The sequence below is a fragment of the Erythrobacter sp. HL-111 genome (assembly GCF_900105095.1).
Lineage (GTDB): Bacteria > Pseudomonadota > Alphaproteobacteria > Sphingomonadales > Sphingomonadaceae > Erythrobacter.
Genome location: NZ_LT629743.1, coordinates 1,680,873 through 1,703,929, shown reverse-complemented (window position 1 = coordinate 1,703,929; position 23,057 = coordinate 1,680,873). Strand labels below are relative to the sequence as shown.

Sequence of the window (23,057 nt, the reverse complement as noted above, 5' to 3'; positions counted from 1 at the left end):
TGAGACTTATGCCCCCGACCCTCGACGAGCTTCACGAACACCGCACCGCGCTCGACACGCCGCTCTTCTCGGGCCTGCCGGGGGATGTCGACGTGAGCTTCGAATTCTTCCCGCCCAAGACCGAGAAGATGGAAGCGCAGCTGTGGGACGCGGTGCAGCAATTGAAGGTGCTCGCGCCCGAATTCGTCTCGGTCACCTATGGCGCGGGCGGTTCCACGCGCGAGCGGACCCATGCGACCGTTTCGCGCATCATCCGCGAAGCCGGGCTTCCGGCGGCGGCGCATCTCACCTGCGTCGGTGCGTCGAAGGCGGAAATCCGCGAGGTCGCCGAGCAGTACTGGGAAGCGGGGGTGCGCCGCATCGTCGCCCTGCGCGGGGACGCGGGCGAGCCGGGTGCGCCCTTCACCCCTCACCCCGATGGCTATGCGGGCGCGGCGGAGCTGGTCGCGGGGCTCAAGGAGATCGCCGATTTCGACATCTCGGTTGCGGCCTATCCCGAAACCCATCCCGATGCCGACTGCCCGCAGGCCTGCATCGACCATCTCAAGCGCAAGCTCGATGCGGGCGCGAGCCGGGCGATCACGCAGTTCTTCTTCTCGCCCGAAACCTTCTTCCGCTACCGCGATGCTCTCGCCGCGAGCGGGATCGACAAGCCGGTGATCCCCGGCATCCTGCCGGTCACCAATGTCGCGCAGGCCCGGAAGTTCGCGGGCGCCTGCGGGGCGACCATTCCCGGTTGGATGGACGGCCTGTTCGAAGGGCTCGACGAAAAGCCCGCCGCGCGCCAGCTCGTCGCCGCGACCGTCGCCGCCGAATTGTGCCGCCGCCTCTATGCGGGCGGGGTGCGCAATTTTCACTTCTACACCCTGAACCGGCCCGATCTCGCCTATGCGATCTGCCACATGCTCGGCAAACGCCCGGTCGGCGAAGCCGCCGCCGCGCCTGCCGCCGCCGTGCAGGGAGAAGCCGCATGAGTCTCGCCCCGTCAAAAGCCCGCCGGACCTTCCTCGCCGAAGCGGCCAAACGCGTGCTCATTTCCGACGGCGCCTTCGGCACGCAGATCCAGAACCGCAAGCTGTCGGAGGAGGACTATGCGGGCGATCTCGGCCTTCCCGCCGACCAGAAGGGCAACAACGACATCCTGGCCCTGACCCGGCCCGACGTGATCGCGGACATCACGCGCAATTACCTTGAGGCGGGATCGGACGTGGTCTCGACCAACACCTTTTCCGCCAACCGCATCAGCCAGGCCGACTACCGGGCCGAAAGCAGGGTGCGCGACATCAACCTCGCCTCCGGCAGGATCGCGCGGGAATTGTGCGACGAATACGAGGCAGGGGACGGACGCCCCCGCTTCGTCGCGGGCGCGATCGGGCCGACCAACAAGACGCTGTCGCTCAGCCCCGATGTCGAGGACCCCGGTTTCCGCGAGATCGATTTCGACGAACTGGTCGATGTCTATCACGAACAGGCAGCCGCGCTGGTCGAAGGGGGCTGCGACTTCATCCTGATCGAGACCGTGTTCGACACATTGAACGCCAAGGCGGGCGTGATGGCGGTCAAGCAGCTCGAGCGCGAACTCGGCCGGGAGGTCCCGGTGATGATCTCGATGACGCTGACCGACCTTTCGGGCCGCAACCTGTCGGGCCACACGGTCGATGCCTTCTGGTACGCCGTGCGCCACGCAAGGCCGGTGACGATCGGGCTCAACTGCTCCTTCGGTGCGGAACAGCTGCGCCCCCATGTTAAGAGCCTCTCCGGCCTCGCCGACACCCTGCTGATGGTCTATCCCAATGCCGGGCTTCCCAACGAGCTTGGCGAATATGACGAGGCGCCCGAGACGACCGCGGGCTTCGTCGCCGACTGGGCGCGGAACGGCCAGGTCAACGTGCTTGGCGGATGCTGCGGCTCCACCCCCGAACACATCGCCGCGATCGCGCGGGCGGTCGAAGGCGTCGCCCCCCGCTCCATTCCCACGCCCCCGGTCGCGATGCGGCTGGCGGGGCTTGAATCCTTCGTGGTTGCTGCCTGACGATGAACGAACAAAGCTCGATTTCGCGCTTCATCAATATCGGTGAACGCACCAATGTCACCGGCTCGGCCCGGTTCAAGAAGCTCATCATGGCGGGGGACTACCCCACCGCCGTCGAAGTCGCGCGCCAGCAGGTCGAAAACGGCGCGCAGGTGATCGACGTCAACATGGACGAGGGCCTGCTCGACGCGGTCCACGCCATGACGACCTTCCTCAAGCTGATCGCCGCCGAACCCGACATTGCGCGCGTGCCGGTGATGATCGATTCGTCGAAATTTCACGTGATCGAGGCGGGGCTGAAATGCGTTTCGGGCAAGCCGATCGTCAATTCGATCAGCATGAAGGAGGGCGAGGACGCCTTCCTCGAACAGGCGCGCACCTGCATGGCCTATGGCGCTGCGGTCGTGGTGATGGCGTTCGACGAGGTCGGGCAAGCCGACACGAAAGAGCGCAAGGTCGAGATCTGCAAGCGCGCCTACGACCTGCTGGTGGCGGAAGGTTTTCCCCCCGAGGACATCATCTTCGACCCCAATATCTTCGCGGTCGCCACGGGAATCGAGGAACACGACCGCTACGGGCTCGACTTCATCGAGGCGGTGAAGGAGATCAAGGCGCTCTGCCCCCACGCCAAGACCAGCGGCGGGCTGTCCAACCTCTCCTTCAGCTTCCGCGGCAACGAGACCGTGCGCCGCGCGATGCATTCGGTGTTCCTCTATCACGCCATTCCCGCCGGGCTCGACATGGCGATCGTCAACGCGGGCCAGCTCGACGTCTACGACACGATCGACCCTGCCTTGCGCGATGCCTGCGAGGACGTGATCCTCGCACGCCGTGCGGACGCCACGGAACGGCTGATCGACCTCGCCGAAAGCTACAAGGGCAAGAGCGTCGCGGATGAAAAGGCCGCCGAGGAATGGCGCGGCTGGGCGGTGGAAAAACGGCTCGAACACGCGCTCGTCAAGGGCATCGACGCGCACATCGTCGAGGACACCGAGGAAATGCGCGCGGCCACCGATGCGCGCGGCGGACGCCCGATCGAGGTGATCGAAGGCCCGCTGATGGACGGCATGAACGTCGTCGGCGACCTGTTCGGCAGCGGCAAGATGTTCTTGCCGCAGGTGGTGAAATCGGCGCGGGTGATGAAGAAGGCGGTCGCCCACCTCATCCCCTATATCGAGGCGGAAAAGGACCTCCTCCCCGAAAGCGAGCGCAAGGCCAAGGGCAAGGTCATCATGGCCACGGTCAAGGGCGACGTGCACGACATCGGCAAGAACATCGTCGGCGTCGTGCTCCAGTGCAACGGATACGACGTGATCGACCTTGGCGTCATGGTGCCGTGGTCCGACATCCTGAAGGCCGCCAACGACAACAGGGCCGACATGATCGGGCTGTCGGGCCTCATCACGCCCAGCCTCGACGAGATGGTGACCGTGGCCGAGGAAATGCAGCGCGCCGGCATGACCATGCCCCTGCTGATCGGCGGGGCGACCACGTCGAAGGTCCACACCGCGCTCAAGATCGATCCGGCCTATGAAGGCCCCGTCATCCACGTGCTCGATGCGAGCCGCGCGGTCGGGGTCGCCTCGCGCCTGCTCTCGGACACGCAGCGCGATGCCTTCGTCGAGGACACGGCGGCGGAATACGAAAAGGTCCGCGACGCGCGCGCGAACAAGGGGCAGAGCGACCTGCTGCCGCTCGAGGAGGCGCGCGCCAACGGCTTCGCCTCGCCCGCGCAGGAAAAGCCGGTTGCGCCGCGCAAGCCGGGCCTCCACGTATTCGACGAATGGGATCTCGGCGAGCTTGCCGAATATATCGACTGGACGCCCTTCTTCCGCGCCTGGGAACTGCACGGCAATTACCCCGCCATCCTCGAGGACGATGTGGTGGGTGAGAGCGCGCGCAGCCTCAAGGCCGATGCCGACGCGATGATGGAAAAAATCATCGGCGAGAAATGGCTCACCGCGCGCGGCGTTGCGGGCCTGTGGCCCTGCGTGCGCGAAGGCGACGATGTCACGATCCACGATCCCTCTCGCGCCAATGGCTCGGCAGGCGAGGTGCGCCTGCCCTTCCTGCGCCAGCAGGTAAGGAAAAGCCGCGAGCGGCCGAACATGTGCCTTGCCGATTTCGTTTCCCCCGAAGGCGACTGGATCGGCGGCTTTGCCGTGGGCATTCACGGGATCGACCCCCACATCGAACGCTTCCAGGAGGACAGGGACGACTATTCCGACATCCTTCTGAAGGCGCTCGCCGACCGCTTCGCCGAAGCCTTCGCCGAACGGCTGCACCAGCACGTCCGCACCGACCTGTGGGGCTATGCGCCGGGCGAACAGCTCACCAACGAGGCGCTGATCAAGGAGCAGTATCGCGGCATCCGCCCGGCGCCCGGCTATCCGGCCTGCCCGGACCATTCGTTGAAACCGATCCTGTTCGACTTGCTCAAGGCCGAGGAGAATGTCGGGCTCGAACTGACCGAAAGCTTCGCCATGTATCCCACCGCCGCGGTGTCGGGCTTCTACTTCGCCCATCCCGAAAGCGCCTATTTCGGCGTGGCGCGAATCGGGCGCGACCAGCTGGAGGATTACGCCGCCCGGCGCGGGGTGGACATCGCCACTGCCGAGCGCTGGCTCAGGCCCAATCTCGACTAGGAGAGGAGTTTATCCGCACGAAAGTTTCGCCCGAACGCGAAACGCCGCGCCGACGATTGACCAAACCCTTCGCATGCGCAACATGACAACCGCCTGCCGGAAGCGATTCCGGCGTCTTTCGCGGGAGAGACTGGCCCCCACGCCGCACCGGCAAGGGGGCATGGCGCCGAAGGAGCAACCGCCCCGGAAACTCTCAGGCCAAAGGACCGCGAACAGGCATGGGCACTCTGGAAAGCGTGTCGGGCCCATCATGCCGGCACCACCGAAGGGGAATGCCCCGCGCCGGTCCAAGGTCGCGCGGCTAAGCTCTCAGGTTTCCCGACAGAGGGGGCAGGAACGAAGGGCGCGCCGCGAGGCGTTCGCCCACCTGCCGCCACCTGACGGGGACATGATTTGAGCGACGACGATACCATTGAAGACCAGCCGCCGGCCACCCTGCCGCTCGACGCGTGGCACCGCGCCCGCGGCGCGCGCATGGTTCCCTTTGCGGGCTATGAAATGCCGATCCAGTATGCCGGGGAGCATGGGGGCATCGTCGCCGAACACGAATGGACGCGGACGAGCGCGAGCCTGTTCGACGTGTCCCACATGGGCCAGCTGTCCGTCTCGGGCGAGGGCGCGGCGCAGGAGCTCGAAAAGCTTGTCCCCGGCTCCGTCACTTCGCTCGGCGAAGGGCGGATGCGCTATTCGCTGCTGCTGACCGAGGCGGGCGGGATCATCGACGACCTGATGATCACCAATACGGGTGCGCACATCGCGCTGGTCGTCAACGGCGCTACCAAGTGGGACGACATCGCCCACCTGCGCGAACACCTGCCCGACGAGGTCACGCTCACCCATTACGAGGACCAGGCGCTGCTCGCGCTCCAGGGTCCGAAGGCGGCCGAAGTGCTGGACGCGCTCGTCCCGGGCACGGGCGAACTCACCTTCATGCGCGCCGCCGCGTTCGACTGGAACGGCGTGCCCCTGTGGATCAGCCGGGCGGGCTATACCGGCGAGGACGGGTTCGAGATCTCGGTCCATGCCGGCGCCGCCGAACGTCTCGCCGATGCGCTGGTCGCGGACGAGCGGGTCAGGCCCGCCGGTCTTGGCGCGCGCGATTCGCTCCGGCTCGAGGCGGGCCTGCCGCTCTACGGCCACGACCTCACCAGCGAAATCGACCCGGTCAGCGCCGGGCTCGGCTTCGCCCTGTCGAAGAAACGCCGTGAGGCGGGTGGCTGGATGGGCCACCAGGCCTGCGCGGTTAAGCTGGGCAATGGCTGCGCCAGCACCCGCGTCGGCCTGCGGGTCGAGGGCCGCCTGCCCGCGCGGGAGGGCGCGCCGGTCTATTCCGGCGACACGCTGGTCGGCAAGGTCACGAGCGGCGGCTTCTCGCCCACGCTCGGCCACCCGATCGCGATGGCCTATGTCGGCGCGGACCACGCCGCCGAGGGCACGCCGCTCGAAATCGAGGTCCGGAACAGGCGCCTCGCCGCCACCGTCTCGCCCATGCCTTTCGTCCCGCATCGCTATTACCGAGGGAGCTGAAACCGATGCCGCGTTACTTCACCGATGAACACGAATGGATCGATGTCGAGGGCGATTCGGCCACCGTCGGCATCACCGAATATGCCCAGGACCAGTTGGGCGACATCGTCTTCGTCGAACTGCCGACCGTCGGCGACGAGGTCGAGAAGGGCAAGGAAGCCGCCGTGGTCGAAAGCGTCAAGGCGGCTAGCGACGTCTACGCGCCGATCAGTGGAGAGGTGACCGAAATCAACTCGACGCTCGAGGACGAGCCGGGCCTCGTCAATTCGAGCCCCGAGGACGACGGCTGGTTCTTCCGCGTCAACGTCGCCGACGAAAGCGAGCTCGAAGGCCTGATGGACGAGGACGCCTACAAGGAATTCCTGGCGAACCTGTAAGCCCCCCTCCTGCCCCCCTCCGCCTTCGCGGGGACAGGCATCCGGGGTTGGGGTGGTCGGGGCGGGCGACGGCCCGGCCGGTCAAGGCACCACCCCACCGCGACTGGGCGGCAAGCCGCCAAGTCTCGTTGCCCCTCCTCCGAAGAGGAGGGGATTATGGAGTAAGAACGATGCGTTACCTTCCCCTCACCGACACCGACCGCCAGGAAATGCTGGCCAGCATCGGCGCGCGATCGATCGACGACCTGTTCGTCGACGTGCCCGAGGTCGCGCGGCTCGACGGGCCGATCCACGGCCTGCCCATGCACGCCAGCGAGATGGCGGTCGAACGCCACATGAAGGCGCGTGCGGCGAAGAACCTCGCCGCCGGGGACGCGCCCTTCTTCCTCGGCGCGGGCGCCTATCGCCACCATGTGCCCGCGAGCGTGGACACGGTGATCCAGCGCGGCGAGTTCCTCACCGCCTATACGCCCTACCAGCCCGAAATCGCGCAGGGCACCCTGCAGATGCTGTTCGAGTTCCAGACGCAGGTCGCCCGCCTCTATGGCTGCGCGGTTGCGAACGCCTCGCTCTATGACGGTTCGACCGCGTGCTGGGAGGCGGTGGCGATGGCGACCCGCGTGACGAAGCGCAAGCGCGCGGTCCTGTCGGGTGCGCTCCACCCGCATTACGCCGAGGTCGTCAAGACCATGGCGCAGTTCACCGGCGACGAGATCGCGGCGGCGCAACCTTCGATCCAGCCCGAGGCCGATCTCGACGGGCTGATCGCGCGGATCGACGAGGACACGGCCTGCGTCGTGGTGCAATATCCCGACATTCTCGGGCGCATCAGCGACCTGTCGAAAGTCGCCGAGGCCGCGCATGAAAAGGGCGCGCTGCTGGTCGCGGTCAACACCGAGCCGGTGGCGCTCGGCGCGATCCGCTCGCCCGGCGAGATGGGCGCCGACATCGTCGTGGGCGAAGGCCAGTCGATCGGCGTCGGCCTGCAGTTCGGCGGGCCCTATCTCGGCCTGTTCGCGGTGCGCGATCCCAAGCACGTCCGGCAGATGCCCGGCCGCCTGTGCGGCGAGACCGTGGACGCCGAGGGGCGGCGCGGCTTCGTCCTGACGCTTTCCACCCGCGAACAGCATATCCGCCGCGAGAAGGCGACGAGCAACATCTGCACCAATTCGGGGCTCTGCGCGCTCGCTTTCAGCGTCCACATGACGCTGCTCGGCGAAAAGGGCCTGCGCGAACTCGCGGCGGAGAACCACCGCCTCGCCTGCCTCGCCGCCGACCGGCTGGCGAAGGTGCCGGGCGTCGAGGTGCTCAACAATTCGTTCTTCAACGAATTCACCGTGATGCTCGGCGGCCGGCCCGCGCGCGAGATCGTCCGCGGCCTCGCCGACCGCGGCGTGCTCGGCGGGGTTTCGCTGGGCCGCCTCTATCCAGGGGTAGAGGCGCTCGAACACGCGCTGCTGGTGGCCGTGACCGAAATGTCCACCGAAGAGGACATCGAAACCCTCGCGACCGAACTCGAAGCCTTCGTCAAGGAGACCGTGTGATGAACGCCCCCAACAAGTCGGGCTGGAAGCCCGCGATGGAAGTCGCGGAAGACGGGATGCACAATGGTCCCCCGACCACGACCGGCAACCGCGCCCTCATGCTCGAGGAACCGCTGCTGTTCGAGATCGGCCGTGCCGAAACGACCGGAGTCGACCTTCCCGACATCGATCCCGCCGCGCCCAACCGCCTCGGCGGGTTCGAACGGGCCGAACCGATCGGCCTCGTCGGGCTGACCGAACCGGAGACGGTGCGCCACTACACGCGCCTGTCGCGCCAGAACTACGGGATCGACCTCGGCTTCTTCCCGCTCGGGTCCTGCACGATGAAGCACAACCCGCGCCTGAACGAGAAGGTCGCGCGCCTGCCCGGTTTCGCCGACATCCACCCGCTCGCCCCCCAGCAGACGGTGCAGGGCGCGCTGCAGGTGATCCACGAACTGGGCGAATGGCTGTGCAGGCTCACCGGTATGCCCGGCGTCGCGATGAGCCCCAAGGCCGGCGCGCATGGCGAATTGTGCGGCATCCTCGCGATCCGCGCCGCGCACGAGGCGCGCGGCGATGCGCGCGAAGTCGTGCTCGTCCCCGAAAGCGCCCATGGCACCAACCCCGCCACCGCCGCCTTCGCCGGATACCGGGTGGAGGACATTCCCGCGACCGAAGAGGGCCGGGTCGATGTCGGGAAACTGAAGGCGCGCCTCGGCCCGGACGTCGCGGGCGTGATGATCACCAACCCCAACACCTGCGGGTTGTTCGAAAAGGACTTCCGCACCATCGCCGATGCGGTCCACGAGGCGGGCGGATATGTCTATTGCGACGGGGCGAATTTCAACGCCATCGTCGGCCGGGTGCGGCCGGGCGATCTCGGCGTCGATGCGATGCACATCAACCTGCACAAGACCTTTTCCACCCCGCATGGCGGCGGCGGTCCGGGTTCTGGCCCGGTGGTCTTCTCGGAAGCGCTCGCGCCCTATGCCCCGCTGCCCTTCGTCAGGAAGGACGGCGAACACTACTATCTCGTCGAGGAGGAAAACCGCGAGGAACGCGGGCCTTCCTTCGGCCGGATGACCGCCTTCCACGGCCAGATGGGCATGTTCACCCGCGCGCTGACCTACATGCTCTCCCACGGCGCGGACGGATTGAAGCAGGTCGCCGAGGACGCGGTGCTCAACGCGAACTACATCCTGCGGAACATGGAGGACATCCTCCACGCGCCCTTCGCCGCCTCCGGCCCGTGCATGCACGAAGCGCTGTTCGGCGACCGCGATTTCGGCGGGGACCTGTCCACGCTCGACCTCGCCAAGGGGCTGATCGACGAGGGCTTCCACCCGATGACGGTCTATTTCCCGCTGGTGGTCCACGGCGCCATGCTGGTCGAGCCGACCGAGACCGAGAGCAAGGCGAACCTCGATCAGTTCATCACCGCGCTGCGTTCGCTGGTCGAACGGGCGAGGGCGGGCGACGAGACGCTGAGGCAGGCGCCCTACTACGCCCCGCGCCGCCGCCTCGACGAGACGACCGCCGCAAGGAAGCCGAAGCTCACCTGGAGCGAAGCCGGCGCGTGATGCGTCAGGGGCGGGGCCGGGTTTCCTCCGGCTCCGCCTCCGCTCCTTCCGGCTCGCCGACAAGGATGCGGATTTCCCTGAGGTTGAGGATCGCGACGTAGAATCCGATCACGGCAAGGCTGCTCGCCCCCAGCACCGCGAAGGCCGCGCCCTTCGCCCCGTTCCAGTCGATCGCCACTTCGAGCAGGACCAGCGAAAGCGCGGTCGGTACCGCACGCACGAGAAAGGCCGTCCCCGCCCGCCCGGCCGATACCAGCAGCGATTCCAGGCTCGCGCCGACCAGTTCGACCGCGCCCGCGATCGACAGGATCACCATCGCCCAGTAGAACGCGCTGAAATCCTCCTCCGCGATGACGCTCAGCGCCCAGCGCCCGCCGAGCAGCGCGGTCGCCACCGCGATCACGCCCGCGATCACCGCGATGTTCGCCATGCGCCGGGCGATGGAGAGCGCGTTCTCCTCGTCATGGACAAGCTCGGGCAGGATCGCCTTGGAGATCGTCTGGGCGAGCGTGACCAGCGCCTGGCCCAGCTGCGCCGCCACGCGAAACCCCCCCGCGAGCGCGGCCCCGCCGAAAGTCCCGACCAGCAGCACGATCACCTGCTTGCCCGCGATGTTGAGGCTGCCCGACAGGTTGGTCGACCAGACGAAACGCCACGCCTCGGGATGGCGCGCGGGGATGCGGCGAAGGCTGAGCGCGGAAAGGTCGATCGGCGCGTCGCGCGTCGCGACGATCCACAGCGCGATGGCGACCGCGACCTCGGCCGCCGCCCAGGCAAGGATGAAGCCGAGCACGTTCGGCATCAGGAACCACGCCAGCACCGCGCCGGCGGCACGGATCGCGGGCTGCACGGCTTCCGCCGCGGTCGCGCTCGCATAGCGGAAGCGCAGGCGCAGGAGCCCCGTCGGCGTCGTGCGGATCGCGGCGAGCGAGACGAAGCAATAGCCGAACGCGATCCACAGGAGATCTTCCGGCAGGGGCAGCCAGAGCGGCGCGCTCCACACCAGGAGGGCTGCGACCATGGTCCCCATGACGATGGAAAGGAGGTCCAGCGCGATGGCGAAGCCGGTCGCCTCGGCGGCGCGGGCGGAGTCCATCACCGGTTCGCCCTCGGCATTGCGGCCGTTCGCGCCCCAGCGCACGATGAACTGCCAGGTCTGGAAATTGGCGAGCCCCGTCACCGTCTGGCCCAGCGCGACGAGAATCGCGAAATGGCCGAAGCTCTCGATCCCCAGCGCATTGGTGGCGAGGTAGATGTAGACGAGGCTCATCGCCGCGTTGAAGCCGCGCCCGCCCAGAAGCCATCCGATATTGGCGAAAAGGCGTTTCATCGCTCGCAAGCCGCGACTTACGCCGCGCCCACGCTCCCGTCGCCCCCGGTCCTGTCGCCTTCCCGGCGCTTGAGGATCTTCTCGGTCACGGCGAGCGTGCGTTCGTTGTCGACGTCGATCGCGTAATGCCCGTCCGACAGCACGATCGGCACCAGCTTGAACCCGAAACGGCGCGAGATCTGCGCGAAGAGCTTTTCCTTCGACCCCCAGCCGAGGCGGAAGCGGACGAGGTTCATGAGCCCGAAGGCCTTGATGATGCGGCTGGGGTATTTCACGAACTGCCCGCCCTCGCGCATGATTTCCGCCGCCGCGAGCGCCTCGCGGCTGCCGATCCAGTACATGTTGCAGTTGGAATAGCCGCCGTCGGAGAATTCGTAGAAGCGCGTCTGCCCCAGCGGATCGGCTTCCTGCACCGCCTCGCGCCGGGCGAGCCCGGCGGCGCCCTGCGCGTCCTCGGCGCGGCACTTTGCGATGAATTCGCTGTAGCCCTCCGGCGTCACGAGGCAGTTGTCGGCGGTGGTGATGAGGAGGGGAAACTCGACCCCTTCAGCGCCCGAAAGCACGCTGTCGACGATGTTGAAGCGGCCTTCGGCGAAGGCGAGGCGGCCTTCCTCGACCAGCGCGGCAATCGCGGGGATCGCGGCGATCTCGTCCTTGTCGTGCGCGACGATGCGGATCGCGGCGACCTCGGGGCAGGCGGCGACCGCGGCGACGACTCGCTCGATCATCGGCACGCCGTTGACCGGCACGACCGCCTTCTGCGCGACACCCGCCGCCGCGGCCAGCGGATCGAGCGCGCCCGAACGCTTGCCCGCCATGACGAGCGCGGTGACGGAACGGGGTTGGGGGGCGTGCTGTGACATTGCGAGGCGCGCCTTAGACCGCGTCGCCGGGGAAGCCAAGCAAGAGCGGGGCGCACTTGTGCAACTTCCGGTCGCGGTGCAGGCTGGGCCGATGAAGATCGTCTTCTCCCGCAAGGGTTTCGACACCAGCGCCGGGGGCGGGCCTTCGCCGATCGTGGCAGGCCGGCCGGTCAGCCTGCCGATCCCGGCGGCGAGGAATGCGGCAGGCGCGGCGAGCGTGACGACCTATGGCGATCTCGGTCTTGGCGACCATGCCGCGCGGGCGAGCCGGGGGCGGCTGGGGGCGGGGGATGCGTGCCACCACGACCCGATGTTCACGCGTGAAGGCGAGTGCCTGTTCGGCCAGTGCGGCGCGGCGCAGACGCATCTCGAACGGCAGGGAGTGGGCGCGGGCGATGTCTTCCTGTTCTTCGGCCTGTTTCGCGAAGAGTCGGGCGGCGAACCCCATCACCGCATCTTCGGCTATCTCAGGGTCGCGGAACTAATCCCGCTTTCAGCCGGCGCGCCCGCGGAACTGGTCGAGCGCGGCCATCCCCATGCGCTCGCTATGCACGCGCGCAACGACTGCATCTGGCGCGGCGAGGGGCGCGTCGCGGGCCGGGCGAGCGAGGCGCTCCGCCTCACCGTGCCGGGCGGGCGGCCGAGCCTTTGGCGGCGGCCGGACTGGTTGCGGCGCGGGGGGTTGTCCTATCACGACCGGGCGGACCGCTGGCTGCGGGGCGGCAAGCTGAGAGCGGTTTCGCGCGGGCAGGAATTCGTCGCCGACATAGGCTCGCGGCGCGAGGCCCCGCGCGCATGGCTCGAAAGCGTGATCGCCGAAATCAGAGCGTCTTGATGATGCCTGAGAAATCGAGCCCGCCGTGCTCCTCGGCAAAGGCCTCGTAGATCGCCTTGGCGTGGGAGCCGAGCGCGGTCTTCGCGCCCGCCTTTTCCGCCGCCTCTATCGCAAGGCGCAGGTCCTTGACCATCAGCGTGGCGGCAAAGCCGGGGGCGTAGTCGCGATCCGCCGGGCTTTCCGGGCCGACGCCGGGGACGGGGCAATAGCTCGTCATCGACCAGCACTGGCCGCTGGACACGCTGGAAATGTCGTAGAAGGTCTGCGCGTCGAGCCCCAGCTTTCCGGCCATGGCGAAGGCTTCGCAGGTGCCGATCATCTGGACCGCGAGCAACATGTTGTTGCAGATCTTCGCGGCCTGCCCATTGCCCGCATCGCCCGCATGGATCACGGCCTTGCCCATCGCCTGAAGGATCGGCTCGGCGCGGGCGAAGGCCTTGTCCGTGCCGCCGACCATGAAGGTCAGCGTCCCCGCATTGGCCGCGGCGATCCCGCCGGAAACGGGCGCATCGACCATGTCGTAGCCGTGCGCCTCGGTCACCTCGATCACCTCGCGCGCGGTCTCGACGTCGATGGTCGAGCAGTCGAGCAGGACCGCGCCTTCCGGGGCATGGCCGATCACGTCGTCCCAATAGACCTGTTTCACGATTCCGCCGTTGGGCAGCATGGTGACGACCGCCTCGGCGCCCGCGCAGGCTTCCTTGGCCGTGCCGAAGGTCTCGCATCCCGCGTCCTTCGCTGCGGCGAGCGCCTGTTCGCTGAGGTCGAAGGCGCGCACGTCGTGCCCCGCCCTGACCAGATTCGCGGCCATCCCGCCGCCCATGTTGCCGAGGCCGATGAAGGCGATTTTCATGTGTTCTCTCTCCCCGAAGCGATCGTCACCGCCCCTTCCATTGCCCTTCGCGCTTCTCGATGAAGGCGGCCATGCCTTCCGCCTTGTCCTCGGATGCGGTGAGGATCTGGAAGATGCGGCGCTCCATGACGAGCCCCTGGTCGAGCGTCATCTCGAAGGCGGCGTTTACCATCTCCTTGTTGGCGATCGCGGCCATCGGCGGCATGGCGGCGATGGTCGCGGCGGTCTTGAGCGTCTCGGCGACCAGTTCCTCATGCGGCACCACGCGGGCGACGAGGTTCGCGCGCTCGGCCTCTTCCGCGCCCATCATGCGGCCCGTCAGGCACATCTCCATCGATTTCGCCTTGCCGATCGCGCGGGTCAGCCGCTGCGAGCCGCCCATGCCCGGCGCAACGCCCAGCTTGATCTCGGGCTGGCCGAACTTCGCCTTGTCCGAAGCGATGATGAAGTCTGCCATCATCGCCAGCTCGCACCCGCCGCCGAGAGCAAAGCCGTTGACCGCGGCGATCCACGGCTTGCGGGTCTTCTTCACGATCTCGCTGGTCCAGGGGGCGAAGAAATCGTCAAGGTAGAAATCGGCCGCTGCCTTGTCGTGCATTTCCTTGATGTCGGCCCCGGCGGCAAAGGCCTTGTCGCCGCTCCCGGTCAGCACCGCGCAGAGCTGGGTTGCGTCGGCCTGGTAATCGGCAAAGGCGTCGATCAGTTCGGCCAGCACCTGCGAATTGAGCGCGTTCAGCGCCTTGGGCCGGTTGAGCGTCATCAGGGTGACGCCGGTATTGCCCTCGGCGTTCTTCTCCACGGTGATGGTTTCGTAGGTCATTGTCTCTCCACTTGTCATTCCCGCGAAGGCGGGAACCTGGGATTGGTGTGTCCTCGTGCCGCCCCGGGTCCCCGCTTTCGCGGGGATGACCTCTAGGATAAGGGCTGCCACTCTTCCTCGGGCGGCAGGGGCGCGAAGATCGCGTCGAGCAGTTCCTCGGTCACGCCCTCGGGGGTGGCGGGGTCCCACTTGGGATCGCCCGTCTTGTCCACGATCACCGCGCGCACGCCCTCGGCGAAATCGGGGCGCAGGAGCACGCGGCTCGCGATGCGGTATTCCATCCGCATGTTGTCCGCGAAATCGGTGAGCGCTGCCGAAGTGGCCAATTGCCGCAGCGCGACCTTGCAGGTCTGCGGGCTCTTGGTGCCGAGCGTGTCGCGCTCCTTCGCCGCCCAGTCGGCGCCCGCGTCCGCCGCCTTGTCGAGGCTGGCAAGGATGTCCTCGAAGGTGTCGGAGGCGAAGTGGCGCACGATCTTGTCGGCATTGGCCTTGATCCGCGCCTCGGGCGGGGTGCCGGTCGGTTCGGACAGGATGCCCGAAATCCGCTCGGGATGCTGGGCGATGCGCGCCTTGATGTCCTCGAGCATGGAGCTTTCGACGTAATGCGTCGCGATCCCGGTCCACAGCGCCTCCGACCCGTCGAGCCGCGCGCCGGTTAGCGCGAGGAACTGCCCCAGTCGCCCGCCGATCCGCGCAAGATACCAGCCGCCGCCGACATCGGGGAACAGGCCGATGCCCGATTCGGGCATGGCAAAACGCGTGTTCTCGGTCGCGACGCGGAATTTCGCGGGCTGCGAGATGCCGACCCCGCCGCCCATCGTGATGCCGTCCATGAAGGCGACGATGGGCTTGGGATAGGTGAACATCTGGTGATTCAACTGGTATTCGTCGTGGAAGAACCTGCGCCCCGAAACCCCGCCGTCATTGAGCGCGGAATCGCGCAGCATGGCGATGTCCCCGCCCGCGCAGAAGCCGCGCCCCTCCGCATGGTCGAGGATCACCGCCTCGACCGCGTCGTCGTGCTCCCATTCGCGCAAGGCCGCGCTCATCGCGTGGCACATCTCCAGCGTCAGCGCGTGGATCGCCTTGGGCCGATTGAGCGAGATATGGCCGATGCGGCCGGTCTTCCGGGTGAGGACTTCGTTGGTCATTCGTGTGCTTTCGGTTCGATCAGGTCCCAGCGATTGCCGAAGGGGTCCCGGAACACCGCAACCGTGCCATAGGCCTCGTGACGCGGTTCCCCCTCGAAGGTCACCCCCGATGCTGTAAAGCGTGCATGGCTTTCCGCAAAGCTCGCGGTTTCGAGAAGGACCGGCGCGAAGCCGAGCGCGCCGACGTTGAAATCGAGCGCGGCGTCGTAATCGGGCATGACGAGCGTGGTCATGGCGAAACGAAGGACGGACATCTGCCGCCTACTGCCGCAGCAGGTCCCGCCCTACGACCATCCGCATGATCTGGTTCGTGCCTTCGAGGATCGAGTGGACGCGCAGATCGCGCCAGAACCGCTCCACCGGATAATCCTGCAAATAGCCGTAGCCGCCATGCAATTGCAGCGCGCGGTCGACGATCGCCGATCCGCTGTCGGTCGCAAGGCGCTTCGCCATGGCGGAAAAGCGCGTTTTGTCGGGCGCGTTGTCGGTCACCTTCGCCGCGGCGAGGTAGAGCAAGGCGCGCGCCGCTTCGAGGTCGGTCGCCATGTCGGCAAGCGTGAACTGGGTGTTCTGGAACTCGGCGACGGCCTGCCCGAACTGGGTGCGTTCCTTGGTGTAGCGGATCGCCTCGTCGAGGCAGCGCTGCGCCCCGCCGAGCGAACACGCGCCGATGTTGAGCCGTCCGCCGTCCAGCCCCTGCATCGCGATGCGGAAACCCTCGCCCTCGCCTCCGACGATGTTTTCCGCCGGAACGCGCACGTCCTCGAGGATCAACTGCGCGGTCGGCTGCGAATGCCAGCCGAGTTTCCTCTCGTTCGCGCCGAAGGAGACGCCCGCCATGTCCTTCTCGATCACCATGCAGGTGATGCCTTTCGGCCCGTCCTCTCCGGTGCGGACCATGGCGACATAGACCTCGTTTTGCCCTGCGCCGGAGATGAACTGCTTGGTCCCGTTGAGGATGTAATCGTCGCCGTCGCGCTTCGCCGTGGTCTTGAGCGCGGCGGCGTCGGAGCCGGACGAAGGCTCGGTCAGGCAGTAGCTCGCGATGTGCTCCATCGTGATGAGCTGCGGGAGATACTTGTCCTTGACCGCCTGCGAGCCGAAGCGGTCGATCATCCACGCGGCCATGTTGTGGATCGAGATGAAGGCGGATGTGGAGGGGCAGCCATAGGCCATGGCCTCCATGATCAGCGCGGCCTCCAGCCGGCCGAGGCCGATCCCGCCCGATTCTTCCGACACGTAGATCGCGCCGAAGCCGAGGTCGGCGCTTTGCGTGATCACGTCGCGCGGGAAGATGTGCTTTTCATCCCATTCGGCGGCGTTAGGCGTGATGTTGTCGGCGGTGAAGCGGCGGGCGACCTCCTGGATCGCGAGCTGGTCTTCGGTGAGCTGGAACTGTCCTGTCATGGCCTGCCCTTAGCGCCCGGCCGGGGGCAGGGAAAGAGGCAGGCGCGCGCGGGCGCCTGCGGATTTTGCTGGTCCGTTTGCAGCGCGCCTGCGTATCTGGGGCATGGACCGAGCCGACGCTTTTCCCGCAACCGCCCGCCTGGTGCTCGTCTACAATGCCGATGGCGGGCTGCTCAACGCGGTGAAGGACGCGGTGCACAAGGCGGTGCGGCCCGCGACCTATCCCTGCTCCCTGTGCGCGCTGACCTACGGCTGGGCGGCGATGCATTCGGACTGGCGGCGGTTCCTGTTCCGCCTGCCGCTGGAAAAGGTCTTTCTCCACCGCGACGAGGCGGCGAAGGCGCTCGGGGGGACGCAGCTCGACCTGCCCGCGATCCTGCTCGATGCGGGCGCGGGGGAGCCGCTGGTGCTGGTTTCGGCGGCGGAGTTGAACGCGATGCAGCACCGCCGGGCGCTGATGGCGCTGTTGCTGGAGCGTCTGGAGGAGACCGGCGTGCTAGCCCTGTAGGGTCGGCCGGGGAGGGGCCTGCGCCCGAATTTCCGGATTCGTGAGGGCGCATGAACCACGCGAACCTGCATGGCCTGCTCCGAAAATCAGTCGAGCACCGCCGCGGTCTCGATCCCGACCTTCCATTCCGGGCCGGTGGCCCGCGGGCGGCCGTGCGACCCGGTGGTCATCCGCAGGTGATCCGCTCGATCGCCATGTCGGCATCGTACATGACGTTCACCCGGTCCTCGCGGTAATCCATCGTGAAGGCGCTGTCGGGCGGCCCCCAGCGCAGGGTCCGCGCGCCCGTTTCGGCGAGAATCCGCGCGCCGGTTGCGGCGCTGGCCTTCTCTCCGACGAAGCCCTGCGCGGGCGAAGCGTCGCAGGTGCGTTCCGGCGGCGGAGCCGCGGCAGGCGGAGGCGACGCGTCGCTGCCCGCGCATCCGGCGAGCGCGAGTGCGGCCACCAGTGAAGGCTCAGTCCTTATCCGCTGCCTCCTCCACTTCCTCGGCGGTCTCGTCCACCGCCGCCCTGCTTAGCGCGGCCGCGAGCCGGACGAAACGGGTCCGCGAACCCGCCATGGAAACGAGCGGGCCGTGATCGATGGAAAGTCCGAGTTCCCGCGCCTTGTCCGCCGCTGGCCCCTCGAGCCGGGGGTAGAATTCGTCCCAGTTCCATTGCGCCTCCCGCGCGAAGATTTCCGCCCCCACCGCGCCGATGCCCTTGGCGCCGTGAAGCCGTTCGAGCACCTCGTCTCCGTCGCCGCCATCCCGCACGCGGCGCAGGTCGCCATCGAGCTCGTCCTCGACCCAGCGGGCTGTTTCCTTGAGGTAGTTCGTCGCGAGTTCGCGGTAGCGCTTGTAGCCGTTCTCGCCCAGCGTGTGGAGCAACCTGTCCTCGTCAGCGTCGAGGATGCCCGCGACGCTCATCAGCCCGGCCTCGTTCAGGGCCTTGCCCGCGCGTTCGGCGAGGGAATGGCTGATGCGCTTCGCAAGCAGGATCGAGCCGACCAGCCAGGCGAAATCGGCCTCGCCCGTGTCGGCGGATAGGTCGATCCCCATGCTTTCCGAAAAGAGCGTGCCCTGCTTCTCGATGAGGGTGTCGACGATGTCCTGCTGGCTCATGGGGGAGCCTCCTTGTCGGTTGCCTCCCCCGATGGCCAAACGATTGCAGCGCCTCTCTTATCCCATCGTCGGGATCACGAAGGCATTGCTGCCGTCCCCGCCGCCGAAATCATTGGCATCGGGCCAGCGCTGGGTGACCTTCTTCTTCTTGGTCCAGAAGGCGAGCCCTTCGGTCCCGTACTGGTCGATGTCGCCAAAGCCCGAACGCTTCCACCCGCCGAAGGAGTGGTAGGCGACCGGAACCGGGATCGGCACGTTGATGCCCACCATGCCGACATTGACCCGCGCCGCGAATTCGCGCGCGGCGTGGCCGTTGCGGGTGAACAGGGCGACGCCGTTGCCGTACTGGTGTTCGCTCGGCAGGCGCAGCGCCTCCTCGAAGTCCCTCGCCCGCACGATCTGCAGGACGGGGCCGAAGATTTCCTCCTGGTAGCTGGTCATCTGCGGGGTGACCCGGTCGATCAGGGTCGGGCCGACGAAAAAGCCGTCCTCGTGCCCCTGCAGGCTGAAGCCGCGCCCGTCGATGACGATCTCGGCGCCTTCCTGCTCGGCCGTGTCCACCCATTGCTCGATCCGGGCCTTGTGTTCCGGCGTCACGACGGGGCCGTAATTGGCATCGGGATCGGTCGACACGCCGATCCGCAGCGCGTGGATCGCGGGGATGAGCTTTTCCCGCAGCCGCTCGGCCGTGTCCTCGCCCACCGGGACCACCACGGGCAGCGCCATGCAGCGCTCGCCCGCCGAGCCGAAGGCCGCGCCGGCGAGGTCGTTCACCACCTGGTCGAGGTCCGCATCGGGCATGACCACGCCGTGATTCTTCGCCCCGCCGAAGGCCTGCACCCGCTTGCCCCGCGCCGAGCCGCCCGCGTAGATGTACTGCGCGATGTCGGACGAGCCGACGAAGCTGATCGCCGGGATGTGGGGATGTTCGATGATCGCATCGACCATCTCCTTGTCGCCGTGGACGACCTGCAAGAGCCCCTCGGGCGCACCCGCTTCGAGGAAAAGTTCGGCGAGCCGCACCGGCACGGACGGGTCGCGTTCGGAGGGCTTGAGGATGAAGGCATTGCCCGCCGCGATGGCCATGCCGAACATCCACATCGGGATCATCGCGGGGAAGTTGAACGGGGTGATCCCGGCCCCGATGCCGAGCGGCTGGCGCATCGAATAGACGTCGATACCCGGGCCTGCCCCTTGCGTGTATTCGCCTTTCAGGACCTGCGGGATGCCGCAGGCATATTCGATCACCTCGAGCCCGCGCTGCACGTCGCCCTTGGCATCGTCGACGACCTTGCCGTGCTCGCTCGACAGCAGTTCGGCGAGGCTCTGCATGTTCGCCTCGACCAGCTCCTTGAACCGGAACAGCACCCGCGCGCGTTTCTGCGGATTGGTCGCGGCCCAGCCGGGCTGGACTGCCTTCGCGGCCTCGACCGCGCGGGCGAGCAGCGCCGCATCGCCCAGCGCGACCTCGGCCTGGACCTCGCCGGTCGAGGGGTTCCACACCTTGTGCTTGCGGGTCGGGGCGGGGCTTTCGCCCAGGATGAAATGGTCGATCTGGCGCATGAGGTCGGGTCTCTCCTTCTCGGCTCTGTCCTTGCGGAGCGCAAATGCAACCCTGCCGCGTTGCTGGCAAGGGCAAGCTGCCTTCCCAAAAGTGAGAAGGGGCGAGCCGCGCGGCGGGCCGCATGGCGGGGGCGGCGGGGGCGGCGGGGGCGGCGGGGGTCGAGCATTGGCGAGCGATTGCAGGGGCCGGGCGCTGCCTCTACCTCTTGCCTGCGAACGCCGCCTTCCCTGCCGGAGCCGAGATGATCCCGAAACTGCCGATAGGCCTGCCCCTTGCGCCCGAATCCTCGCTGCCGGACGTGCTCGCCTCGATCGCGCTCGTCGCCGCGCTCGTCGCCGTCTGGTTCGTCACCGGGCGGGCGCTCAAGGCGAAGGACGACCTGCCGCGGCAGGCCGCCCGGCGCTGGACCGCCAATGCGAGGAACGCGCTGCTGCTGATCGCGGTGATCGGCTTGCTGATGATCTGGGCTCCGCAGCTGCGGACCTTCGCCCTGTCGCTGACCGCGGTCGCGGTGGCGATCGTGGTGGCGACGAAGGAGCTCATCCTGTGCCTGTCGGGTTCGGCCTTCCGCACCTTCACCCGGGCCTATGCGATCGGCGACATCATCGAGATCGGGAGCAACCGGGGCGAGGTGGTCGACATCAACCTCCTTTCGACCCGCCTGCGCGAGCTCGACCGGCGGGAGGGTTCGCTGCGCTCGGTCGGGCAGGGGGCGGTGGTGCCGCACAGCCTGCTCTTCACCCAGGCGGTGCGGGTGCTGGTGCGCGAGGGACGGCGGCCGGTGCACGGCTTCGCGCTGACGTTCGAGACGGGGGCGAACCTGTTCGCGCAGCTCGACGAGATCGCCGAGCGGGCCGCGGCGGCGCTGCGGGCGGAGGGCGCGGCGGGGGCTGCGGAAGGGTCCGGGGAGGCGGTGCGGGTCGCCATCGCGACCACCGATCTCGGCCGCCAGCGGCTCGAATTCGAACTGGCCGCCGGGCCGGACGAAGCCGCCCGGGCCGAGCGCGCGGTGGCGGTCGCGGTCGGCTCCTTCGTCCACGAGCTCGCCTCGGCGCGGGAGGCCTGACCCGCCTTGCGCGGGGCGGCGGCGCGTCCGCACGGGAAGGGGCCGGGCCGCTCGAAAAATTCGGAACTCGCGAAAGCCGGATCACGTTGGGGTATGGAAGCGGGCAGGGCGGGCCGGGCGCCGCGGGACCCCCACGGCAAACCGGAAGGAAACATCATGAACAAGATGCCCCTGTTCACCGCCACGGGGACGGTCCTGCCTGCTGCCCGCCATGCCGAGCAAGGCGATGAGGGAGCGATCGGCACCGAAGGCGGCGGGAACCGGCCCGAATCGCGCGCCGACACGCCGGAATCAAGGACCGACCTTGCCGGATAGTGCGCCCCTTTCATCCGCCGCCTGCATCAAGGGACGGCCGGGGCCGACCCGCTCCTTCGCGCGCGGGTAGCCCGTGACCTGGGCGCAGGACGATTACCGCCTCGCACGCGGCATCCGGCTCAATTCCGCGCAGCAGATCCTGCTGGGCTATGTGGTCATCGCGCTTGTCGGCAGCGTGATGCTCGCGCTGTTCGACAAGGGCGATCATCCTTTCCTCGACCACCTGTTCACCTCGGCCAGCGCGGTTTCGACAACCGGCCTCACCACCATCGATATCGAAGCGAGCTACTCCTTCGCCGGCCATTTCGTCATTCTGCTGCTGATCCAGGTCGGCGGGATCGGATACATGACCATCGCGGCATTGCTCGTCAGCTCGGCCCGACACGGCGCCGAGGACGATCCTGCGGAAGCGGAAAAGGCGGATTTCGCACTCCCGCCCAAGGCGAACGTCCGCCAGTTCGCAAAGGCGGCGTGCCTTATGACGCTCCTCGTCGAGGGCCTGGGCGCAGCGGCGCTGTTCCTGGCCTTCCGTTCGCAGGGTTTCGAGGACGCGCTCTGGCTGGCGGTGTTCCATTCCGTCTCGGCGTTCTGCACCAGCGGGCTCGCGCTCTTCCCCGACAGCCTCGGCGCGTTTTCCGGGCGGCCCGACGTGCTGCTCCCGATCAGCGCCGTCAGCCTTCTCGGCGCGATCGGCTTTCTCGTGGCATGGGACCTGTGGCGGTCGGTGCGCGCCCGGAAGCTGCGCGTGCTCTTCACGAACAAGGTCGTCATCGCGGTTTTCACCTCGATCCTGCTTCTGTCGACCGTCGCGCTCTTCCTGCTCGATACGCGGTTGCGGGAACTCGATCCGCAAGCGCGTTTCCTCAACGCCTTCTTCGCCGCCATGACGAGTTCGACCACGGCGGGATTTTCGACTCTCCCGACGCCGATGCTGCAATCCGCGGCGCTCATCATCGTCGTTGCCACCATGGTCATCGGCGCTTCGCCGTCAGGAACCAGCGGGGGGATCAAGACGACGACCATTTCGGTGCTGGCGGCCACGACCCTGTCTTCGCTGCGCCAGAAGCAAGTGACGACCCTGTTCGGGCGCAGCGTCTCGCACAGGAAGATCCGCGCCGCCTGTTCGACCCTTTTCTTCTATCTCACCCTCGCCGTGGCCGCGACTTTCGTCCTTCTGCTGACCGATCGCGACGCCGGTCTGCGCGAGGCGGGGTTCGAGGTCCTGAGCGCGCTCGGCACGGTCGGACTGAGCTTCGGCCTGACGGGGCAATTGACCGATGCGGGCAAGGCGGTCGTGATCGTCCTGATGCTGGCCGGCAGGGTGGGCCTGCTCGCATTCGGCGCGGCGCTGGCTTCCGGCGGGGAGGCCGAGGAAGAGATCCGCGACGCCGAAAAGGTCGAATGATCGCACTCCTACCGCCGCCCGCGCCGCCTCCCCTGCTTCCCGGGCAGGGATGACGGGGCGGCCCCCGGTCATCGTCGATGGCCCGCCTCGTCAGCGAGGCAGGGCGGGATCGAAATTCCACCAATGTTGGCGACGACCGATCGGCACATG

The 23,057-nt window shown here is 67.6% G+C and carries 22 protein-coding genes and 1 riboswitch; of the genes, 12 read left to right on the top strand and 10 right to left on the bottom strand.

Translation table 11 applies throughout. The annotated features are described in order from the left end of the window. Positions 1-8 precede the first annotated feature (8 nt). From metF to gcvPB, 7 genes are all read left to right on the top strand, one after another. Complete coding sequence (metF, locus tag BLU08_RS08015; protein WP_090197915.1) at positions 9-974, top strand: methylenetetrahydrofolate reductase [NAD(P)H]; 966 nt, start codon at positions 9-11, stop codon at positions 972-974. Beyond that, positions 971-2,032 (top strand): homocysteine S-methyltransferase family protein, encoded by a 1,062-nt coding sequence (locus BLU08_RS08010; RefSeq protein ID WP_090197912.1) that lies wholly within the window; start codon positions 971-973, stop codon positions 2,030-2,032. Before metF ends, BLU08_RS08010 begins: the two co-directional genes overlap by 4 nt. 2 nt (positions 2,033-2,034) lie before the next feature. Beyond that, on the top strand, positions 2,035-4,677 hold the full coding sequence (metH, locus tag BLU08_RS08005; RefSeq protein WP_090197909.1) for a methionine synthase: 2,643 nt from the start codon (positions 2,035-2,037) through the stop codon (positions 4,675-4,677). A gap of 111 nt (positions 4,678-4,788) precedes the next feature. After that, a riboswitch (glycine riboswitch) is annotated at positions 4,789-4,896 on the top strand. A 174-nt stretch (positions 4,897-5,070) separates the two neighbouring features. Then, positions 5,071-6,204, top strand: coding sequence for a glycine cleavage system aminomethyltransferase GcvT (gcvT, locus tag BLU08_RS08000; RefSeq protein WP_090197905.1), 1,134 nt, complete (start codon positions 5,071-5,073; stop codon positions 6,202-6,204). 5 nt (positions 6,205-6,209) lie between these two features. Next, on the top strand, positions 6,210-6,581 hold the full coding sequence (gcvH, locus tag BLU08_RS07995; RefSeq protein ID WP_090197901.1) for a glycine cleavage system protein GcvH: 372 nt from the start codon (positions 6,210-6,212) through the stop codon (positions 6,579-6,581). Positions 6,582-6,751: 170 nt separating this feature from the next. Further along, a complete protein-coding gene (gcvPA, locus tag BLU08_RS07990) occupies positions 6,752-8,125 on the top strand; it encodes an aminomethyl-transferring glycine dehydrogenase subunit GcvPA (RefSeq protein WP_090197898.1) in 1,374 nt (457 codons plus the stop codon). Positions 8,126-8,160: 35 nt separating this feature from the next. Next, positions 8,161-9,687, top strand: a complete 1,527-nt coding sequence (gene gcvPB / locus BLU08_RS07985) for an aminomethyl-transferring glycine dehydrogenase subunit GcvPB (RefSeq protein WP_233996156.1) — start codon at positions 8,161-8,163, stop codon at positions 9,685-9,687. 4 nt (positions 9,688-9,691) lie between these two features. Here gcvPB and BLU08_RS07980 read toward each other — a convergent pair whose 3' ends face one another. Further along, entirely contained in the window at positions 9,692-11,017 is a 1,326-nt protein-coding gene (locus BLU08_RS07980) for a lipopolysaccharide biosynthesis protein (protein WP_090197890.1), read from the bottom strand. A 17-nt stretch (positions 11,018-11,034) separates the two neighbouring features. Next, on the bottom strand, positions 11,035-11,880 hold the full coding sequence (locus tag BLU08_RS07975; protein ID WP_090197887.1) for an NTP transferase domain-containing protein: 846 nt from the start codon (positions 11,878-11,880) through the stop codon (positions 11,035-11,037). A 58-nt stretch (positions 11,881-11,938) separates the two neighbouring features. On the opposite strand from BLU08_RS07975, the gene BLU08_RS07970 reads away from it, so the two are divergent. After that, positions 11,939-12,715: a hypothetical protein gene (locus BLU08_RS07970; RefSeq protein WP_233995904.1), complete on the top strand. Its 777-nt coding sequence runs from the start codon at positions 11,939-11,941 to the stop codon at positions 12,713-12,715. Here the strand turns inward: BLU08_RS07970 and mmsB are convergent. From mmsB to BLU08_RS07945, 5 genes are all read right to left on the bottom strand, one after another. Continuing rightward, on the bottom strand, positions 12,702-13,568 hold the full coding sequence (gene mmsB / locus BLU08_RS07965; protein ID WP_090197881.1) for a 3-hydroxyisobutyrate dehydrogenase: 867 nt from the start codon (positions 13,566-13,568) through the stop codon (positions 12,702-12,704). The two genes, BLU08_RS07970 and mmsB, sit on opposite strands and share 14 nt — an antisense overlap. Before the next feature lie 25 nt (positions 13,569-13,593). After that, entirely contained in the window at positions 13,594-14,388 is a 795-nt protein-coding gene (locus BLU08_RS07960) for an enoyl-CoA hydratase-related protein (protein ID WP_090197878.1), read from the bottom strand. 92 nt (positions 14,389-14,480) lie between these two features. Beyond that, a complete protein-coding gene (locus tag BLU08_RS07955; RefSeq protein WP_090197875.1) occupies positions 14,481-15,539 on the bottom strand; it encodes an enoyl-CoA hydratase/isomerase family protein in 1,059 nt (352 codons plus the stop codon). Then, positions 15,536-15,793, bottom strand: coding sequence for a VOC family protein (locus BLU08_RS07950; RefSeq protein ID WP_090197872.1), 258 nt, complete (start codon positions 15,791-15,793; stop codon positions 15,536-15,538). The genes BLU08_RS07955 and BLU08_RS07950 overlap by 4 nt, the downstream gene beginning before the upstream one ends. A gap of 7 nt (positions 15,794-15,800) precedes the next feature. Beyond that, complete coding sequence (locus BLU08_RS07945; protein ID WP_090197869.1) at positions 15,801-16,946, bottom strand: acyl-CoA dehydrogenase family protein; 1,146 nt, start codon at positions 16,944-16,946, stop codon at positions 15,801-15,803. 103 nt (positions 16,947-17,049) lie between these two features. On the opposite strand from BLU08_RS07945, the gene BLU08_RS07940 reads away from it, so the two are divergent. Further along, positions 17,050-17,454, top strand: a complete 405-nt coding sequence (locus tag BLU08_RS07940) for a hypothetical protein (RefSeq protein WP_090197866.1) — start codon at positions 17,050-17,052, stop codon at positions 17,452-17,454. Between the two features lie 166 nt (positions 17,455-17,620). Here BLU08_RS07940 and BLU08_RS07935 read toward each other — a convergent pair whose 3' ends face one another. From BLU08_RS07935 to BLU08_RS07925, 3 genes are read right to left on the bottom strand one after another with little or no spacing between them, the layout of a single operon-like run. After that, the gene (locus tag BLU08_RS07935; RefSeq protein ID WP_233995903.1) at positions 17,621-17,899 is read right to left on the bottom strand and encodes an I78 family peptidase inhibitor; all 279 of its coding nucleotides are present in this window, start codon (positions 17,897-17,899) and stop codon (positions 17,621-17,623) included. A gap of 10 nt (positions 17,900-17,909) precedes the next feature. Continuing rightward, a complete protein-coding gene (locus tag BLU08_RS07930) occupies positions 17,910-18,557 on the bottom strand; it encodes a hypothetical protein (protein ID WP_090197860.1) in 648 nt (215 codons plus the stop codon). 57 nt (positions 18,558-18,614) lie between these two features. Continuing rightward, positions 18,615-20,120, bottom strand: coding sequence for a CoA-acylating methylmalonate-semialdehyde dehydrogenase (locus BLU08_RS07925; RefSeq protein WP_090197856.1), 1,506 nt, complete (start codon positions 20,118-20,120; stop codon positions 18,615-18,617). A gap of 242 nt (positions 20,121-20,362) precedes the next feature. On the opposite strand from BLU08_RS07925, the gene BLU08_RS07920 reads away from it, so the two are divergent. The 3 genes from BLU08_RS07920 to BLU08_RS07910 all read left to right on the top strand — a co-directional run bounded on the left by BLU08_RS07920 (position 20,363) and on the right by BLU08_RS07910 (position 22,907). After that, positions 20,363-21,187 (top strand): mechanosensitive ion channel domain-containing protein, encoded by an 825-nt coding sequence (locus BLU08_RS07920; protein WP_157674483.1) that lies wholly within the window; start codon positions 20,363-20,365, stop codon positions 21,185-21,187. A gap of 156 nt (positions 21,188-21,343) precedes the next feature. Next, positions 21,344-21,502, top strand: coding sequence for a hypothetical protein (locus BLU08_RS07915; protein WP_157674482.1), 159 nt, complete (start codon positions 21,344-21,346; stop codon positions 21,500-21,502). Between the two features lie 73 nt (positions 21,503-21,575). Further along, on the top strand, positions 21,576-22,907 hold the full coding sequence (locus tag BLU08_RS07910; protein ID WP_090197847.1) for a TrkH family potassium uptake protein: 1,332 nt from the start codon (positions 21,576-21,578) through the stop codon (positions 22,905-22,907). Positions 22,908-23,057 lie beyond the last annotated feature (150 nt).

Bases quoted from the DNA above. Each gene is read 5' to 3' on its own strand.
- metF (WP_090197915.1), top strand. From the start codon at position 9: ATGCCCCCGACCCTCGACGAGCTTCACGAACACCGCACCGCGCTCGAC.
- BLU08_RS08010 (WP_090197912.1), top strand. From the start codon at position 971: ATGAGTCTCGCCCCGTCAAAAGCCCGCCGGACCTTCCTCGCCGAAGCG.
- metH (WP_090197909.1), top strand. From the start codon at position 2,035: ATGAACGAACAAAGCTCGATTTCGCGCTTCATCAATATCGGTGAACGC.
- gcvH (WP_090197901.1), top strand. From the start codon at position 6,210: ATGCCGCGTTACTTCACCGATGAACACGAATGGATCGATGTCGAGGGC.
- gcvPA (WP_090197898.1), top strand. From the start codon at position 6,752: ATGCGTTACCTTCCCCTCACCGACACCGACCGCCAGGAAATGCTGGCC.
- gcvPB (WP_233996156.1), top strand. From the start codon at position 8,161: ATGGAAGTCGCGGAAGACGGGATGCACAATGGTCCCCCGACCACGACC.
- BLU08_RS07980 (WP_090197890.1), bottom strand. From the start codon at position 11,017: ATGAAACGCCTTTTCGCCAATATCGGATGGCTTCTGGGCGGGCGCGGC.
- BLU08_RS07975 (WP_090197887.1), bottom strand. From the start codon at position 11,880: ATGTCACAGCACGCCCCCCAACCCCGTTCCGTCACCGCGCTCGTCATG.
- mmsB (WP_090197881.1), bottom strand. From the start codon at position 13,568: ATGAAAATCGCCTTCATCGGCCTCGGCAACATGGGCGGCGGGATGGCC.
- BLU08_RS07960 (WP_090197878.1), bottom strand. From the start codon at position 14,388: ATGACCTACGAAACCATCACCGTGGAGAAGAACGCCGAGGGCAATACC.
- BLU08_RS07955 (WP_090197875.1), bottom strand. From the start codon at position 15,539: ATGACCAACGAAGTCCTCACCCGGAAGACCGGCCGCATCGGCCATATC.
- BLU08_RS07950 (WP_090197872.1), bottom strand. From the start codon at position 15,793: ATGTCCGTCCTTCGTTTCGCCATGACCACGCTCGTCATGCCCGATTAC.
- BLU08_RS07945 (WP_090197869.1), bottom strand. From the start codon at position 16,946: ATGACAGGACAGTTCCAGCTCACCGAAGACCAGCTCGCGATCCAGGAG.
- BLU08_RS07940 (WP_090197866.1), top strand. From the start codon at position 17,050: ATGGACCGAGCCGACGCTTTTCCCGCAACCGCCCGCCTGGTGCTCGTC.
- BLU08_RS07930 (WP_090197860.1), bottom strand. From the start codon at position 18,557: ATGAGCCAGCAGGACATCGTCGACACCCTCATCGAGAAGCAGGGCACG.
- BLU08_RS07925 (WP_090197856.1), bottom strand. From the start codon at position 20,120: ATGCGCCAGATCGACCATTTCATCCTGGGCGAAAGCCCCGCCCCGACC.
- BLU08_RS07920 (WP_157674483.1), top strand. From the start codon at position 20,363: ATGATCCCGAAACTGCCGATAGGCCTGCCCCTTGCGCCCGAATCCTCG.
- BLU08_RS07915 (WP_157674482.1), top strand. From the start codon at position 21,344: ATGAACAAGATGCCCCTGTTCACCGCCACGGGGACGGTCCTGCCTGCT.